This is a genomic window from Paracoccus sp. Arc7-R13, from assembly GCF_004010775.1.
Taxonomy (GTDB): domain Bacteria; phylum Pseudomonadota; class Alphaproteobacteria; order Rhodobacterales; family Rhodobacteraceae; genus Paracoccus; species Paracoccus marcusii.
In genome coordinates, this window is record NZ_CP034810.1 from 1,566,790 (window position 1) to 1,581,461 (window position 14,672).

Annotated in this window: 15 protein-coding genes; 4 read left to right on the forward strand and 11 right to left on the reverse strand. The window is 68.3% G+C overall.

Going from position 1 to position 14,672, the window contains the following annotated elements; all coding sequences use genetic code 11:
* Window positions 1-19 precede the first annotated feature (19 nt).
* Window positions 20-1,666: a DNA repair protein RecN gene (gene recN / locus EOJ32_RS07770; protein WP_045981150.1), complete on the forward strand. Its 1,647-nt coding sequence runs from the start codon at window positions 20-22 to the stop codon at window positions 1,664-1,666.
* On the opposite strand, the gene EOJ32_RS07775 is transcribed toward recN, so the two are convergent.
* The 7 genes from EOJ32_RS07775 to EOJ32_RS07805 form a co-directional block, all read right to left on the reverse strand.
* Window positions 1,663-1,995, reverse strand: a complete 333-nt coding sequence (locus EOJ32_RS07775) for an RcnB family protein (RefSeq protein WP_164871406.1) — start codon at window positions 1,993-1,995, stop codon at window positions 1,663-1,665. The genes recN and EOJ32_RS07775 overlap by 4 nt on opposite strands.
* 98 nt (window positions 1,996-2,093) lie before the next feature.
* On the reverse strand, window positions 2,094-2,345 hold the full coding sequence (locus EOJ32_RS07780; RefSeq protein ID WP_127898166.1) for a hypothetical protein: 252 nt from the start codon (window positions 2,343-2,345) through the stop codon (window positions 2,094-2,096).
* A gap of 81 nt (window positions 2,346-2,426) precedes the next feature.
* A complete protein-coding gene (gene mmsB / locus EOJ32_RS07785; RefSeq protein WP_045981153.1) occupies window positions 2,427-3,296 on the reverse strand; it encodes a 3-hydroxyisobutyrate dehydrogenase in 870 nt (289 codons plus the stop codon).
* Window positions 3,293-4,300, reverse strand: coding sequence for an enoyl-CoA hydratase/isomerase family protein (locus tag EOJ32_RS07790; protein ID WP_127898167.1), 1,008 nt, complete (start codon window positions 4,298-4,300; stop codon window positions 3,293-3,295). Before EOJ32_RS07790 ends, mmsB begins: the two co-directional genes overlap by 4 nt.
* A gap of 1 nt (window position 4,301) precedes the next feature.
* Entirely contained in the window at window positions 4,302-5,447 is a 1,146-nt protein-coding gene (locus tag EOJ32_RS07795; RefSeq protein WP_127898168.1) for an acyl-CoA dehydrogenase family protein, read from the reverse strand.
* A gap of 75 nt (window positions 5,448-5,522) precedes the next feature.
* Window positions 5,523-6,665: a carboxylate-amine ligase gene (locus EOJ32_RS07800; protein WP_127898169.1), complete on the reverse strand. Its 1,143-nt coding sequence runs from the start codon at window positions 6,663-6,665 to the stop codon at window positions 5,523-5,525.
* A gap of 118 nt (window positions 6,666-6,783) precedes the next feature.
* On the reverse strand, window positions 6,784-8,283 hold the full coding sequence (locus EOJ32_RS07805; protein ID WP_127898170.1) for a CoA-acylating methylmalonate-semialdehyde dehydrogenase: 1,500 nt from the start codon (window positions 8,281-8,283) through the stop codon (window positions 6,784-6,786).
* A gap of 100 nt (window positions 8,284-8,383) precedes the next feature.
* On the opposite strand from EOJ32_RS07805, the gene EOJ32_RS07810 reads away from it, so the two are divergent.
* The 3 genes from EOJ32_RS07810 to coaD all read left to right on the forward strand — a co-directional run bounded on the left by EOJ32_RS07810 (window position 8,384) and on the right by coaD (window position 10,395).
* Entirely contained in the window at window positions 8,384-9,295 is a 912-nt protein-coding gene (locus EOJ32_RS07810; protein ID WP_045999506.1) for a LysR family transcriptional regulator, read from the forward strand.
* A 55-nt stretch (window positions 9,296-9,350) separates the two neighbouring features.
* On the forward strand, window positions 9,351-9,812 hold the full coding sequence (locus EOJ32_RS07815; RefSeq protein ID WP_127898171.1) for a CBS domain-containing protein: 462 nt from the start codon (window positions 9,351-9,353) through the stop codon (window positions 9,810-9,812).
* Window positions 9,813-9,903: 91 nt separating this feature from the next.
* Window positions 9,904-10,395, forward strand: coding sequence for a pantetheine-phosphate adenylyltransferase (gene coaD / locus EOJ32_RS07820; RefSeq protein WP_045999505.1), 492 nt, complete (start codon window positions 9,904-9,906; stop codon window positions 10,393-10,395).
* Here the strand turns inward: coaD and EOJ32_RS07825 are convergent.
* The 4 genes from EOJ32_RS07825 to EOJ32_RS07840 form a co-directional block, all read right to left on the reverse strand.
* Entirely contained in the window at window positions 10,392-11,108 is a 717-nt protein-coding gene (locus EOJ32_RS07825; protein WP_127899324.1) for an SDR family oxidoreductase, read from the reverse strand. The two genes, coaD and EOJ32_RS07825, sit on opposite strands and share 4 nt — an antisense overlap.
* 162 nt (window positions 11,109-11,270) lie before the next feature.
* On the reverse strand, window positions 11,271-11,753 hold the full coding sequence (locus EOJ32_RS07830) for a polymer-forming cytoskeletal protein (protein ID WP_045981162.1): 483 nt from the start codon (window positions 11,751-11,753) through the stop codon (window positions 11,271-11,273).
* Complete coding sequence (locus EOJ32_RS07835; protein ID WP_127898172.1) at window positions 11,743-13,032, reverse strand: DUF5930 domain-containing protein; 1,290 nt, start codon at window positions 13,030-13,032, stop codon at window positions 11,743-11,745. Before EOJ32_RS07835 ends, EOJ32_RS07830 begins: the two co-directional genes overlap by 11 nt.
* A 185-nt stretch (window positions 13,033-13,217) precedes the next feature.
* Entirely contained in the window at window positions 13,218-14,615 is a 1,398-nt protein-coding gene (locus tag EOJ32_RS07840) for a short-chain fatty acyl-CoA regulator family protein (protein ID WP_045981164.1), read from the reverse strand.
* Window positions 14,616-14,672: the final 57 nt, after the last annotated feature.

The window sequence follows — 14,672 nt, forward strand, 5'->3', positions numbered from 1 at the left end:
TGCGCAGGGGCCGTGGCCCATGCTGAGATCGCTGGACATCCGCGACATGCTGCTGATCGACCGGCTGGAGCTGTCGTTCGGCCCCGGCCTGAACGTGCTGACCGGAGAAACCGGCGCTGGCAAGTCCATCCTGCTGGATTGCCTGGGGTTCGTTCTGGGCTGGCGCAGCCGCGCCGAACTGGTCCGCCAGGGGGCGGCGCAGGGCGAGGTTCAGGCGGTGTTCGACCTGCCGGAGGTTCATCCCGCCCGCGCCCTGCTGGCCGAGGCCGGGATCACGATCGATGACGACGAACTGATCCTGCGCCGCGTGAACACGCTGGATGGGCGCAAGACGGGCTGGGTCAATGACCGCCGGGTGTCGGGCGAGGTTCTGCGGCAGCTGTCCGAGGTCCTGGTCGAGCTGCACGGGCAGCATGACGACCGCGGGCTGTTGAATCCGCGCGGGCATCGCACCCTGCTGGACGCGTTCGGCGCGATGGACCTGTCGGCGGTCCGCCGCACCTGGGCCGCACGGCGCGATGCGGACCGGGCGCTGGCCGAGGCCGAGGCCGCGTTGGCCGCCGCCAGGCAGGAGGAAGAGTTCCTGCGCCACGCCGTGGCGGAACTGGACAAGCTGGCCCCCGAACCCGGCGAGGAACAGCGCCTGGACATCGCGCGCCGCGCCATGCAGGGCGCGGAGCGCATCCGGGATGACGTGGCGCGCGCTCTGCAGATGCTGGCGGGAGACGGTGCCGAAGGCGCGATGGTCGACGCCGCGCGCTGGTTGGAGGGCGCATCCGAGCAGGCCGAAGGTCGACTGGACGAGCCCCTGGCCGCCCTGTCACGCGCGCTGATCGAGCTGGGCGAGGCCACCCGCGGGGTCGAGGACACGCTGGCCGCGCTGGATTTCGATCCGCACGCGCTGGAATCGACCGAGGAGCGTCTGTTCGCGCTGCGTGCCTTGGCGCGAAAGCATGACATCCTGCCCGACGATCTGGCCGGGCTGGCGCAGCAACTGCGCGACCGGCTGGAGCGTCTGGACGCCAGCGAGGCGCGGATGGGCGACCTGCGCCGTGCCGCGCGGGACGCTCAGGCGGACTATGATGCCGCGGCCGATGCGCTGACCGCCGCCCGGACCGAGGCCGCGACCCGGTTGGACCGCGCCGTGACCGCTGAATTGGTGCCGCTGAAGATGGAACGTGCGGTCTTTCGCACCGTCGTGTCGCCCGCCGAACCCGGGCCGGACGGGCGCGATACCGTCGCGTTCACGGTGGCGACCAACCCGGGCGCACCGTCGGGACCGCTGGACAAGATCGCCTCCGGTGGCGAACTGTCCCGCTTTCTGCTGGCGCTGAAGGTCTGCCTGGCGCGGGGGAACGACGCGCTGGTCATGATCTTTGACGAGATCGATCGCGGGGTCGGCGGGGCCACCGCCGATGCCGTCGGCCGCCGTCTGCAGAATTTGGCGGATGGTGCGCAGGTGCTGGTCATCACTCATTCGCCGCAGGTCGCGGCTTTGGGCGCGGTGCATTTCCGCGTGTCGAAATCCGTGACGGACGGGATGACCACCTCCACCGTCACGCCGCTGCCCCAACCCGAGCGCGTGGCCGAGATCGCGCGCATGCTGTCGGGCGACCGTGTCACCGACGCCGCCACCGAGGCTGCGCGCGCCTTGTTGGACGGTTAGTCCAGAATCCGCGGTGCGGGTCGCAGAACCGACAGGATACGCCCGTCATCTGCATCGATCCGCACCAGATGGCCACCGACCACGGCATAGCTGTCGCCATCGGGCGCCTGAGACAGGCCATAGCGACCCGGTGCGCTGACACGATGCAGCTGGTCCTCGGGAACGCTGTCACCGACCATCGGCATGGTTGCATGCCCGCCCAGACATTCCGTCGTACATGCCGGCACGGCCTGCAGGCCACGGGTCGGCGTGGTGTTGGGGGCGGTCAGGGCGGCGAGGCCGAGCATTGTCCCGGCCGCCACGGCGGCAAGGGGGTGCAGCGGCGTCATCATATCCTCGGATCAGTTACAACGGGTCAACCCGGGATTGCCTGACCGGTTCCGCTGCGACGCCGCATGGCAGGCATGCCGATGCGGAACTGCCACGTTCAGTCGGGCAGGGGCCGCAGGATCGACAGGATCTTGCCGCTGCCGATCTGGATGCGGACAAGATGGCCCGATACGACGGCATAGACGCTGCCCGGCAGCTGCGGCCCAAGGCCCACGGCGCCGGGCTTGTCGATCTGGCGAACCTGTTCGGGCGCCGGCACCTCACCGACGGTGGGGCGCTGCTGGGCAAAGCCGTCCTGAGGGACCAGCGCGCATGCGCCGATCAGCAGGGCGGTGGAGAGACGTCGCAAGATCCGGTCCATGATGGCTGCACCCCGTTCGCAGGCTCGCCACCGCATATCACCACGGCAGGGGTTAACAACCTGCTCCGATCAACCGTTCCGCGCCGTAAATCGGGGCAGCATGGCCGAAAAATCCTGTCCTCGGCCGTCTTCGCGGGTGACGAAGTCGTCATATTGTTGATGCGCCAACGCCCCCATCGGGGTCTGCGCGCCGACCGATTCGGCCGCCTGCTGGGACAGGCCAAGATCCTTGAGCATCAGTTCGGCGGCAAAGCCGGGCTTGTAGCCGTTGTCCGCGGGGCTGACAGGGCCCACGCCCGGCGCCGGGCAGTAGGCGTTCATCGACCAGCTATAGCCCGAACTGGTCGACACGACGTCGAACATCTTCTGGCGGTCCAGCCCCAGCTTGTCGGCCAAGGCAAAGGCTTCGCAGGTGGCGATCATGGTGACGCCTAGGATCATGTTGTTGCAGATCTTGGCCGCTTGTCCGGCGCCGCCGTCGCCGCAATGGACGGCCTTCTGGCCCATGACCGCGAACAGCGGCTGGACGGTGGCGAAATCGGCTTCGGCGCCACCCACCATGAAGGTCAGCGTGCCGGCCTGTGCGCCGCCGGTGCCGCCCGAGACGGGCGCGTCCAGCGCACCCAGCCCCGCTGCGCGGGCCGCTTGCGCCACGGCGCGCGCGCTGTCCACGTCGACGGTGGAACAGTCGCACAGGACCGCGCCCTGCTGCATGGCGGGGATGATCTGGTCGGCCACGTCGCGCAGGATCTGGCCATTGGGCAGCATGGTGAAGACCACATCCGCGCCCGACACCGCCTTGGTCGCGCTGGCGGCGAGGGTCACGCCCGCGGGGGCGGGGGCCGCGGTGTCGAAACCCGTGACCTGATGTCCCGCGGCAGCCAGGTTGGCGGCCATGGGCGCGCCCATGTTGCCCAGTCCGATGAAGCCGATCTTCATTCTGCAGTCTCCCATTGCAGTTCGTCATCCCCAAGCGGGGCCAGCATCGCGCGCAGCGTGTCATCGGACGCGTCGCGGCGCCAGACGGGCTTGCGATCCTTGTCGATGATCTGGGCGCGCACGCCCTCCAGGAAATCGCTTTCGGCCGTGGCGCGGGCGGTAAAGCGGTATTCGCGCGACAGCGACTGCTGCATGCAATCGTCGCCGCGGGCCGCACGCACCATCGCCAGCCCCGCCGCCATCGACAGCGGCGAATTGCGCCGCAGCGCCTCCAGCGACCCGTCGTCGCCCGCCTCCTGCAACGCGGCGGTGATATCGGCCAGGGTGCGGCCACCAAAGGCGGACAGGTCGCGCCGGTCCAGCGTCGCCGCGGGGGCAGGGTGGCCGCGCAGGCCGGTCACGTCGCCGCTGTCCTCCAGCATGGCGATCAGGCCCGGCCAGTCCGCTTCGGGAATATACATGTCCGCAAAGCCGGCATGGATCGCGTCGCCTGCCGTCATCCGGCCACCGGTCATCGCCAGGTATTCACCGATCCGCCCCGGCGCGCGACCCAGCAGCCAGGTGCCGCCCACGTCGGGGATCAGGCCGATGCCGCTTTCGGGCATCGCGATGCGCGTCGTGTCGCCGACGATCCGGTGGCTGGCATGACCGCCCACCCCCACGCCGCCGCCCATGACGAACCCTTGCATGAAAGCCACGATGGGCTTGGGGAAATCGGCGATGGCCGCGTTCATGCGGTATTCGTCGCGAAAGAAGTCGCGCCCGACTTGGTGATCGCCCGCGCGGCCCGCGTGATAGACGGCGGCGATGTCGCCCCCGGCGCAGAAGGCGCGGTCCCCTTCGGCATCGATGATGACCAGCGCGACCGCAGGATCGTCGCGCCAGCCGTCCAAAGCGTCGTGGATGGCGCGGGCCATGGCATGGGTCAGGGCGTTCAGCGCCTTGGGCCGGGTGAAGGTGATGCGCCCGGCGCGCCCGGCGGTGCGGATGGTCAGGTCGTCCATGTTAGGCCCTTTCCGCCAACAGGGCGCGGCTGATGATCAGGCGCATGATCTCGTTCGTGCCCTCCAGGATCTGGTGGACGCGCAGGTCGCGCACGATCTTCTCGATGCCGTAATCGGCCAGATAGCCGTATCCGCCATGGAGCTGCAGGCACTGGTTCGCGACCTCGAAGGCGCGGTCGGTGACGTGCAGTTTTGCCATGGCGCAGAACTTGGTCGCGTCCGGCGCGCCCTGGTCCAGCTTCCACGCCGCCTGGCGCAGGAAGATGCGGGCCGATTGCAGGGCGGTCTCCATCTCGGCCAGGCGGAACTGCAGGGCCTGGAACTGGTCCAGTGATTTGCCGAAGGCGCGGCGGTCGCCCATATAGGCCAGCGTCCGGTCCAGCGCCGCTTGCGCGCCGCCCAGGGCGGCGGCGGCGATGTTCAGGCGCCCGCCGTCCAGCCCGGCCATGGCGTAGGAGAATCCGCGCCCCTCCTCGCCCAGCAGGTTGTCGGCGGGCAGGATGCAGTCGTCGAACTGGACCTGGGTCGTGGGCTGGGACCGCCAGCCCATCTTGTCCTCAAGCCCCCCGAAGGAGAGGCCCGGCGTGCCGTTCTCGACGATGACGGTGCTGATCCCCTTGGGGCCGTCGCCGCTGCTGCGGACCATGGCGACATAGACGTCGCTGTAGCCGCCGCCGCTGATGAACGCTTTGGTTCCGTTCAACCGCCACCCCTGATCGTCGCGGTCGGCGCGGGTGCGCAGGGCGGCCGCGTCCGACCCGGAACCCGGTTCGGTCAGGCAATAGCTGAAGATGCGGGTCATCGAACACAGGTCGGGCAGCCAGCGGTCACGGGCCTGATCGGTGCCGAATTTGTCGATCATGCCGCCGCACATGTTATGGATCGACAGGAAGGACGCGACCGAGGGGCAGGCCATCGACAACGCCTCGAAGACCAGCGTGCCGTCCAGGCGCGACAGCCCCGTGCCGCCGTGATCCTCGGAGACGAAGATGCCGCCCAGGCCCAGGGCCGCCACGTCGGGCCAGAGGTCGCGCGGGATGGTGCCCTGACGTTCCCAGTCCTGCGCATGGCGCGCGATGCGGTCGGCCCCGAAATCGCGGGCCATGTCGAAGATGGCCTGCTGTTCCTCGGTCAGTGCGAAATCCATCGGCAGCCCCTCCCCGGACCGGTCTGAATTGAACAGGTGTTTAATTGCCAGATGTTGCGACAGTGTTGCAAGCGGTTACAGGTCGCGGGTGAACTCCTGCACAAGATGGCGGGTGACGGCGCGCAAGGCGTCGTCGCGGTCGACCCCGGCCTGGCGCGCGCGGGCATGGACGGCGCGCTGCGCCTCGGCCGCGGTGCCATGCGCCACCATGTCTCGCAGGCGGGCGACATGGGGCTGGCAGTCCAGCGCGTCGGCATCCTGCGCGATCAGGCCCAGCCAGTCGTCGGCGATCTGGTCGAACGGGATGATCCGCCCGGCACCAAAGTCGATCAGCCCCTCGGTCGTGCCATAGCGCAGCGCGCGCCAGCGGTTCTCGGCCAGCAGGAAGGGCTCGTACTGCCGCCAGCGCTGATTGCCGCGCGACAGGCGCCACAACATGCGCAAGGTGGTCTGGATCAGGGCAGCCAGGGTCAGCGCATCCTCGATCCGCGGGCAGGCGTCGCAGATGCGGGTCTCCAGCGTGGGGTATTTGCTGCTGGGGCGCAGGTCCCACCAGATCTTGCTGCTGTCCTCGATGATGCCCAGGTCGGTCAGGGCCTGGACCGAGCGTTCGAATTCGTCCCAGCTGCCCATCTGCGGCGGCAGGCCGGTGCGGGGCATGTCGCCGAAGACCGTGGTGCGGTACGAGGCAAGGCCCGAATCCTCGCCCATCCAGAAGGGGCTGGAGGCGGACAAGGCCAGCAGATGCGGCAGGAAATAGGCCAGCTGGTTCATCAGGTCGATGCGCTGCGCGGGGTCGGGGATGCCCACATGGACATGCATGCCGCAGATCAGCATGCGCCGCGCCACGCCGCCCATGTCGCGCGACAGCTGGTTGTAGCGGTCCTTGTCGGTATGATCCTGTTCGCGCCAGTCGGCCTGCGGGTGGCAGGAGGCCGAGATGGGCGCCAGCCCATGTTCCGCGGCGCGCCGGGCGACGGTGCCGCGCAGGTGGCGCAGGTGATCGCCCGCGGCGCGGATGTCGGCGCTGACCGGGGTGCCGATCTCGACCTGGCAGCGCAGGAATTCGGGGCTGACCTGCTCGCCCAGATCGGCCGTGAGCGCCTGCATCAGCGCCTCGGGGGCCGCGGCCAGCTGCAGTGTGTCGGCGTCGACGAGGAGATATTCCTCCTCGATGCCCAAGGTGAAGTCGGGGGTGAGGTCGCGATCGGTCGTCATGGGTCCGTCCTGGTTGCCATGGACGCGCCGGGCTTGCGTCCCGCGACGTGCCGGGGGGCTGGCTGCCCCCCGGCCCCCCCGCGCAGCGCCCCCCGCATCGGAAGGGCCGATTCCAGCGTCAGTCCATGGCCTTGAAGTTGAACTCTCCGCCTTCCTTGATCCCCGACGGCCAGCGCGCCGTCACGGTCTTGGTCCGCGTATAGAAGCGGAACGCATCGGGGCCGTGCTGGTTCAGGTCGCCGAAGCCCGATTTCTTCCAGCCGCCGAAGGTGTGATAGGCCAGCGGTACCGGGATCGGCACATTGATGCCCACCATGCCGATGTTGATGCGGTTCGCGAAGTCGCGCGCCGTGTCGCCGTCGCGGGTATAGATCGCGGTGCCGTTGCCGTATTCGTGGTCGAGCGCCAGCTTGATCGCATCCTCATAGGTCGCGGCGCGGACGGTGGAGAGGACCGGGCCGAAGATCTCGGTCTTGTAGATGTCCATGTCCGGGGTCACGCGGTCGAAGAGGTGGGGTCCGACGAAGAAGCCGTCCTCATAGCCCTGCAGGTTGAAGTCGCGGCCGTCGACGACCAGCTCAGCGCCCTGATCCACGCCCGACTGCACCAGGCGCAGGATGTTCTCCTTGGCGGCCTTGGTCACGACCGGGCCGTAGTCGATGTCGTTGCCGGCGGTCCAGGGACCGACTTTCAGCCTTTCGATCCGCGGGATCAGCTTCTCGATCAGCGCATCGGCGGTCTTCTCGCCCACCGGCACCGCGACCGAGATCGCCATGCAGCGCTCGCCCGCAGCCCCGTAGCCCGCGCCGACCAGCGCGTCGGCGGCCTGGTCCAGGTCGGCGTCGGGCATGATGATCATGTGGTTCTTGGCACCGCCGAAGCACTGCGCGCGCTTGCCGGTCGCGGCGGCGCGTTCATAGATGTACTGCGCGATCGGGGTCGAGCCCACGAAGCCCACGGCCTGGATGACCTCGCTGTCCAGGATCGCGTCGACCGATTCCTTGTCGCCGTTGACCACCTGCAGCACGCCGTCGGGCAGGCCCGCCTCCTGCAGCAGTTTGGCCAGCATCAGCGGCACCGAGGGGTCACGCTCGGAGGGTTTCAGGATCATCGCATTGCCGGCGGACAGGGCCGGGCCCATCTTCCACAGCGGAATCATGGCCGGAAAGTTGAAGGGCGTGATGCCCGCGACCACGCCCAGGGGCTGGCGCATAGAGTACATGTCGATGCCGGGGCCGGCGCTGTCGGTGAACTCGCCCTTCAGCAGATGCGGCGCGCCGATGCAGAACTCGATCACCTCCAGCCCGCGCTGGATGTCGCCCTTGGCGTCGGGGAAGGTCTTGCCGTGCTCGCTGGACAGGGCCTCGGCCAGCTTGTCCATGTCGCGGTTGATCATGCCGACAAAGGCCATCATCACGCGGGCGCGGCGCTGCGGATTGGTGGCGCCCCATGCGATCTGGGCCTTGGCGGCGCGGGCGATGGCGTCGTCCATCTCGGCCTTGTTGATCAGCGACAGGCGGGCCTGAACCTCGCCCGTGGCGGGGTTGTAGACATCGGAAAACCGGCCAGAGGTGCCCTTGTATTCCTTGCCGTCGATCCAGTGATGTATCTCTTTCATCGCGTCCTCCTGCAACTGTTGGGCGCAGCCTAGTCTTGCGGATTTGCGGAAGAAAGGGGAATGCTGGCAAAAGGGTTTTGCGTTTTTGCAAAGGACGGCGATGGATTGGGATGATCTGCGCATCTTTCTGGCCGTCGCGCGGGCCGAGAGCCTGTCGGGCGCCGGGCGCAGGCTGGCGATGGACGCATCGACCGTCGGCCGCCGCATCGCACGGCTGGAGGCGTCGGTTGGGGCGGCGCTGTTTCTCAAGACGCCCGGCGGCTATCAGCTGACCGCCGAAGGGTCGCGCCTGATGGCCCCGGCCGAGGCCGCCGAACGCGCCGCCACCGCCGCAGCCGAGGCCGTCAGCGGGGATGCGGGCCTGTCGGGACAGTTGCGCATCGGGGCGCCCGACGGCTGCGCGAACTATCTGCTGCCGCAGGTCGCGCGCGACCTGTGCGCCGCCCATCCTGGGCTGGAGATTCAGATCGTGGCCCTGCCGCGCGTCGTGAACCTGACCCGGCGCGAGGCCGACATGGCCATCGCCGTGTCGCCGCCCGACACGGGGCGGCTGATGGTCCAGCGGCTGGTCGACTATCATCTGCACCTGGCGGGGCATGACGACTACCTGTCGCGCCACCCGCCGCTGGACCGGCTGGAGGATCTGCGCGGGCATCGGATGATCAGCTATATTCCGGACATGATCTTTGACCGCGAGCTGGATTATCTGTCCGCGACGGGGGTCGAGGCGGCCCAAATCAGCAGCAATTCCGTGGCGGTGCAGATGCAGGCCGTGCGCGCCGGGGCGGGCCTTGGCATCGTGCATGATTTCGCGATCCCCTTTGCCCCGGGGGTGCGCCGCGTGCTGACCGGACGCATCGCGCTGAAACGCAGCTTCTGGCTGATCCGGCATGCCGACGACCGCGCCTCGCGCCGGCTGACCCTGCTGGCCGAGGCGGTGGCCCAAGGCATCCGCACCGAGGTCGCCCGACTGGAGGGGCAGCTTTCCGCGGCCCCCGATGGTCGCACTTGACGCGAACCGATTTGGCGAAAATGATGAAGGGGAACAAGTCCGAGGGAGGCCCGTGATGCTGGTCAAACAGTTGCTGTCGATGAAGTCCGACAATGCCAAGCCGTGGATCGATTCCGCGACGATCGTGACCATCGCGCCGACCACCACCCTGGGCGAGGCCGCGACGCTGCTGGCCGAAAAGCGCATCGGCGCGGTGGTCGTGTCCAACGATGGACGCCGGCCCGAAGGCATCCTGTCCGAACGCGACATCGTCCGTCAGCTGGGCAAGCACGGACCCGACGTGCTGTCCCAGCCCGTCAGCGGCGTGATGACCACCCAGGTCCAGACCTGCACCACCGGAGAGGACGCGCTGACCATCCTGGAACGCATGACCCAGGGGCGGTTCCGCCACATGCCGGTGGTGGACGGTCAGGGCGACATGCTGGGCGTGATCTCGATCGGTGATGCGGTCAGCGGGCGCCTGAAGGAACTGGCGGCCGAAAAGGAAGCCCTGACCGGGATGATCATGGGCAGCTGACGCATCGTCGCAGCCGTTCACGATCTTGCAATCCGGGGTCAAATGCGGTTTGCCTTGGGGTCAGGACCATGACCCCAAGGACGCGACATCCATGCGCATCGGCCTTTATCCCGGAACCTTCGATCCGATCACGCTTGGACATATCGACATCATCCAGCGTGCGATGGCGCTGGTCGATCGTCTGGTGATCGGCGTGGCGATCAACCGTGACAAGGGCCCGTTGTTCGACCTGGAGGCGCGCGTGGCCATGGTCCAGGCCGAATGCGACGCCATCGTCGCCAAGACCGGCGGAGAGATCGTCGTCCACCCGTTCGAGAACCTGCTGATCGACTGTGCACGCGACGTGGGTGCCAGTATCATCGTGCGCGGCCTGCGCGCGGTGGCCGATTTCGAATACGAATTCCAGATGGTCGGCATGAACCGTGCCCTGGACAGCAGCATCGAGACCGTCTTCATGATGGCCGACGCCCGGCGCCAGGCCATCGCCTCCAAGCTGGTCAAGGAGATCGCGCGCCTGGGCGGGGACGTGTCCAAATTCGTCACCCCCCCGGTCGCGGACGCGCTGCTGCGCCGCTATGGCTAGCCGCGCCCGATGAAGGGCATGTTGGTCGCCATCAGCGTCATGAACTGAACGTTCGCGCCCTGTGGCAGCGTGGCCATGTGCCAGACGGCATCGGCCACGGTGGCGACGTCGATCACCGGTTCGGCATCGGGATCGCGGGCGGCGGCCTCGCGCAGCAACTGCGTCGCGGCATTGCCCACGTCGATCTGGCCGCAGGCGATGTTCACCGCGCGCCCGTCCAGCGACAGGCTGCGCGTCAGGCCGGTCACGGCATGCTTGGACATCGTATAGGCGACCGACCCCGCCCGCGGCGCATGGGCCGCGACCGAGCCGTTGTTGATGATCCGCCCGCCTTGGGGCGACTGCGCCCGCATCGCCGCAAAGGCCGCGCGCGCACAGAGGAACATGCCCGTCACATTGGTCGCGATCACGTCGCGGAAATCGTCCGGCGACAGATGGTCGGGATCGGCCAGCGGGGCGGCGCGTCCGGCATTGTTGAACAGGACATCCAGGCGGCCCCAGCTGCGGACGGCCTGCGCGAATGCCGCCTCGACCGCGGCGTCGTCGGTGATGTCGCAGGGCAGGACCAGCGCGCCGTCATGCCCGTCGGCGGTCTGGTGCAGGGGTTCGGGCCTGCGACCGATCAGCCCCACGCGCCAGCCGCGGTCCAGGAACAGCCGCGCCGTGGCCTGTCCGATGCCGCTGCCGGCGCCCGTGATCAGAATGCTTTTCATCATTTTCTCCCGTGATCGCCTATCCTGTGACGGGCCCGCCCGCATGGGCATCCGTCGCCGTCCCGCGGTTCGGGCGCATTGGACCCGCACCGCAGGGGGACCGCAATCCATGAAAAAGGCCCGCGAAACGCGGGCCTTGTCGGGATGGGTGGCAGGGGCCGATCACTCGGTCGGCGGGGCCAGCTTCTTGGTGCCGCCGTTGTTCAGCGGGTCTTCCTGGCGCTGGACCGAACCCTCGAAATGGGCGCCCGATTCGATAGCGATGGTCTTGTGGATGATGTCGCCCTCGACCCGCGCGGTGGCGGTCAGGCGGACCTTGAGGCCGCGCACGCGACCGATGACGCGGCCGTTGACGATGACGTCGTCGCCGACGATCTCGCCCTTGATGGTGGCGGTTTCGCCGATGGTCAGCTGATGGGCGCGGATGTCGCCTTCGACCGTGCCCTCGATCTGGATGTCGCCCTGCGTCTTGATGTTGCCCGTCACCGTCAGGTCGGCCGACAGGACCGAGGGTGCCACGCGCGCACGGGGTGCGGCGGCCGGTGCCTGCGCCTCGGGGGTGCTGCGCTCTGGCGCGACGGGGGCCGCCTGCGGCGCTGCGTCGGGGGTCGGGCGGGTCTCGGTCACGCGGGTCTTACTGAACATTGTCTGCTGCCTTGATGAAGCTCATCGGGTCCACGGCCCGACCGTTCATGCGCACTTCGTAATGCAGATGCGGCCCGGTCGAGCGTCCGGTATTCCCCATATCACCGATCCGGTCGCCTTGCGACACCCGATCGCCAACTTTTACATCGATGCGGCTCAGGTGGGCATAGCGGGTCTCGGTGCCCAGCTCGTGGCGGATCTTGATCAGGTTGCCATAGGCGCCGCTGCGCCCGGCAAAGGTCACGACGCCGTCGCCCGTGACGTGGATCGGCGTGCCGACGGGACCGGCCATGTCGATGCCCTCGTGCAAGCGACCCCACCGGCGGCCGAAGCCCGAGGTATAGCGGAAGTTGTCGGTGACCGGCATGGCCAGCGGCAGCTTCTCGATCGCGATGCGATAGGTGTTCATCTGGTCCAGCGTGACGATGATCTGGCGGGCCTTCAGTTCGGTGTCGGTCAGCGCCGCGTTGCCGCGGGTCGAATAGGACATCGGCGTCAGCGGTCCGCCCTGCCCGGAATAGCCGCTGCGGATGGTGCGCAGAACCTCGTCCGGGTTCATGCCGACATTGCGGAAGACCTCGTCCAGGGGGGCCACGGACACGGTCACGGCGTCCTCCAGCTGGGTCAGGATCTCGTCGTTGCGGGCCAGGATCTGGTCGCGCTCGACGGTCAGTTCCTGTGCGGTCAGCTTGGCGGCCTCGGCCTCCTCGACGGCCTCGGACCGCTGGTCGGCCGAACTGCGCAGCTCTCCCGACAGGATATCCAGCGCGACCGAGAATTCCTCGGTCCGGTCGGGGGCGGGGGTCGTGCCCGCATCGGCGGCGGCGACGGCGGTGTCGCGATCGGCCAGCGTGTCGCGCAGCGTGGACTGGACGGCAGCCAGGCCGGTCTCCATCTCGCGGCGGCTCTCCTCGGAGGAGAGGAGCTGCGACTGCATCTGAGAGACCTGGTCCAGCGCCACGGCAAAGCGCGACTGCGCGGCCAGCGCCTCGGCGGCGCGGGCGTCGCGTTCGGCCTGCAGCTCGGCCAGGCGCTCCTCGAAGGCGGCCTGGCTGCGCTGGATCTGTTCGCGGGTGTTGCCCGAGCTGACGGCGTCGATGACCAGGAAGGAACTGGCCACCAGCGTCCAGCCGAAAACCAGCGTGATGCCGCTGATGCCGACCATCTGGGTCACGGGGCGCAGGCGGACAAAGCGTGTCGTATCATCCGAGCGGAGGAAAAGCCGTTGCTCCGGCAGCCACTTTTCCAGCGACGCGTTCAGTCGATCCATCACCGTCATTGTCAGATACTGTCCCTCGAAGGCACGCCGTTGTCAGCAGGTCGGCGGGTTGTTCCGTTCGGTCACGGGTAAACAGCAGCTGTGCCTTCTTGGCAACAAGACCCTGGGGTCTGGTTCCCCGCATTGGCGGAACCCTGCCTTTATCGGCAAGGATCCGCCAATCGTGCAACCTAGGGGCGAGAAACCTAAGTGATTTCATAGGGCAGGGGGCCATCACGATCCGCGGGGATTCGCAGTGGCCGGTCGATCGGCGGGACCGAGCGCTGATGGCAGTCCGGGCGCGGGCAGATCCGGCATGAGATCCCGATGGGCTGATAGGCGCGCGGCTTGGTCAGGTCCAGCCCGTCGGCATAGACCAGCCCGCCCGCATGCGCGACCTCGACCCCCAACCCGATGGCAAATCGGCGGACCGGCGCGTTGAAGGCGCCCGCATGCTTCGAGACGTCGCGCGCCAGCAGCAGGTAGCGGACCCCGTCCGGCGTCTCTGCCAGCTGGCGCAGGAAGCGGCCCGGCTGCTCGAACGCCTGATGGACGTTCCACAGCGGGCAGGCACCGCCAAAGCGGGCGAATTGCAGGCGGGTCGCCGAATGGCGCTTGGTGATCGTGCCCGCCTGATCGACGCGCACGAAGAAGAACGGCACCCCCTTGGCGCCCGGCCGCTGCAGCGTGGACAGCCGATGCGCGACCTGTTCCAGCGACGCGTCGAACAGGTGCGACAGCCGTTCCAGGTCATGGCGTTCGGCCTGCGCCGCGGCCATGAACGCGCGATAGGGCATCAGCGCGGCGCCGGCGAAATAGTTGGCCATGCCAAGGCGGGCGATCTGGCGGGCGGTGGGGCTGCGAAAGCGTGCCAGGTCCAGGGTCGCCTCCAGCAGGTCGGACTGGCGTTCCAGGGCGACCAGATGCAGCAGCTGGAACAGGCGGGTCGGCGCCTCGGCCGCGGCATTGACCAGCAGCCGGTCGCCGTCGCGGCGGAAGACCGCGTTGGCAGGCAGCTCGGTCAGCTGGACACGGATGCCCTTGGCGGCCAGGGCTGCAACCGCCATCGCCCAGAGGTCGCCCCGCCGCCCGTCGGGGCAGGCAAAGCGTTCGGCCGCACGGTCGACGGCGTCGATGTAGTTGTCGCAATAGTGGAAAAAGTCACGAACTTCTTCCCATGGCGTCGACAGGCTGTTCTGGCTGGCGGCGCCGATCGCCTCGTCCAAGGCGGCCAGGCGTTCCTGGCCTTCGCGATGAGCGCGGTACAGGTCCAGGAAGGCGCGGGCCAGCACCGGGGCATTGGTCGCGGCCAGGCGCAGGTCGGCCAAAGGGGGGGCCGCATCGAACAGCGGGTCGGCCAGGGCCTCCTGCATGTCGATGACCATCCGCTCGGCATCGCCCGCGGCCAGAGTGGTCAGGTCAACGCCGAATTCCTGCGCCAGGCGCAGCAGGACGCCCGCGCTGATGGGACGGTGGTTGTTCTCCATCTGGGACAGATAGGGCAGGGACACGCCCAGCTTTTCGGCAAAGCGGCGTTGGGTCAGGGCGGCCCGGGCGCGGGTTTCGCGCAGCGCGCTGCCGGCATAGATCTTTTGTGTCGCCACGTCGCGTCCCCCGTTTGCAAAGCCGGTTCTAGCGGTTGCAAAGGCGGTCGGGCAAGA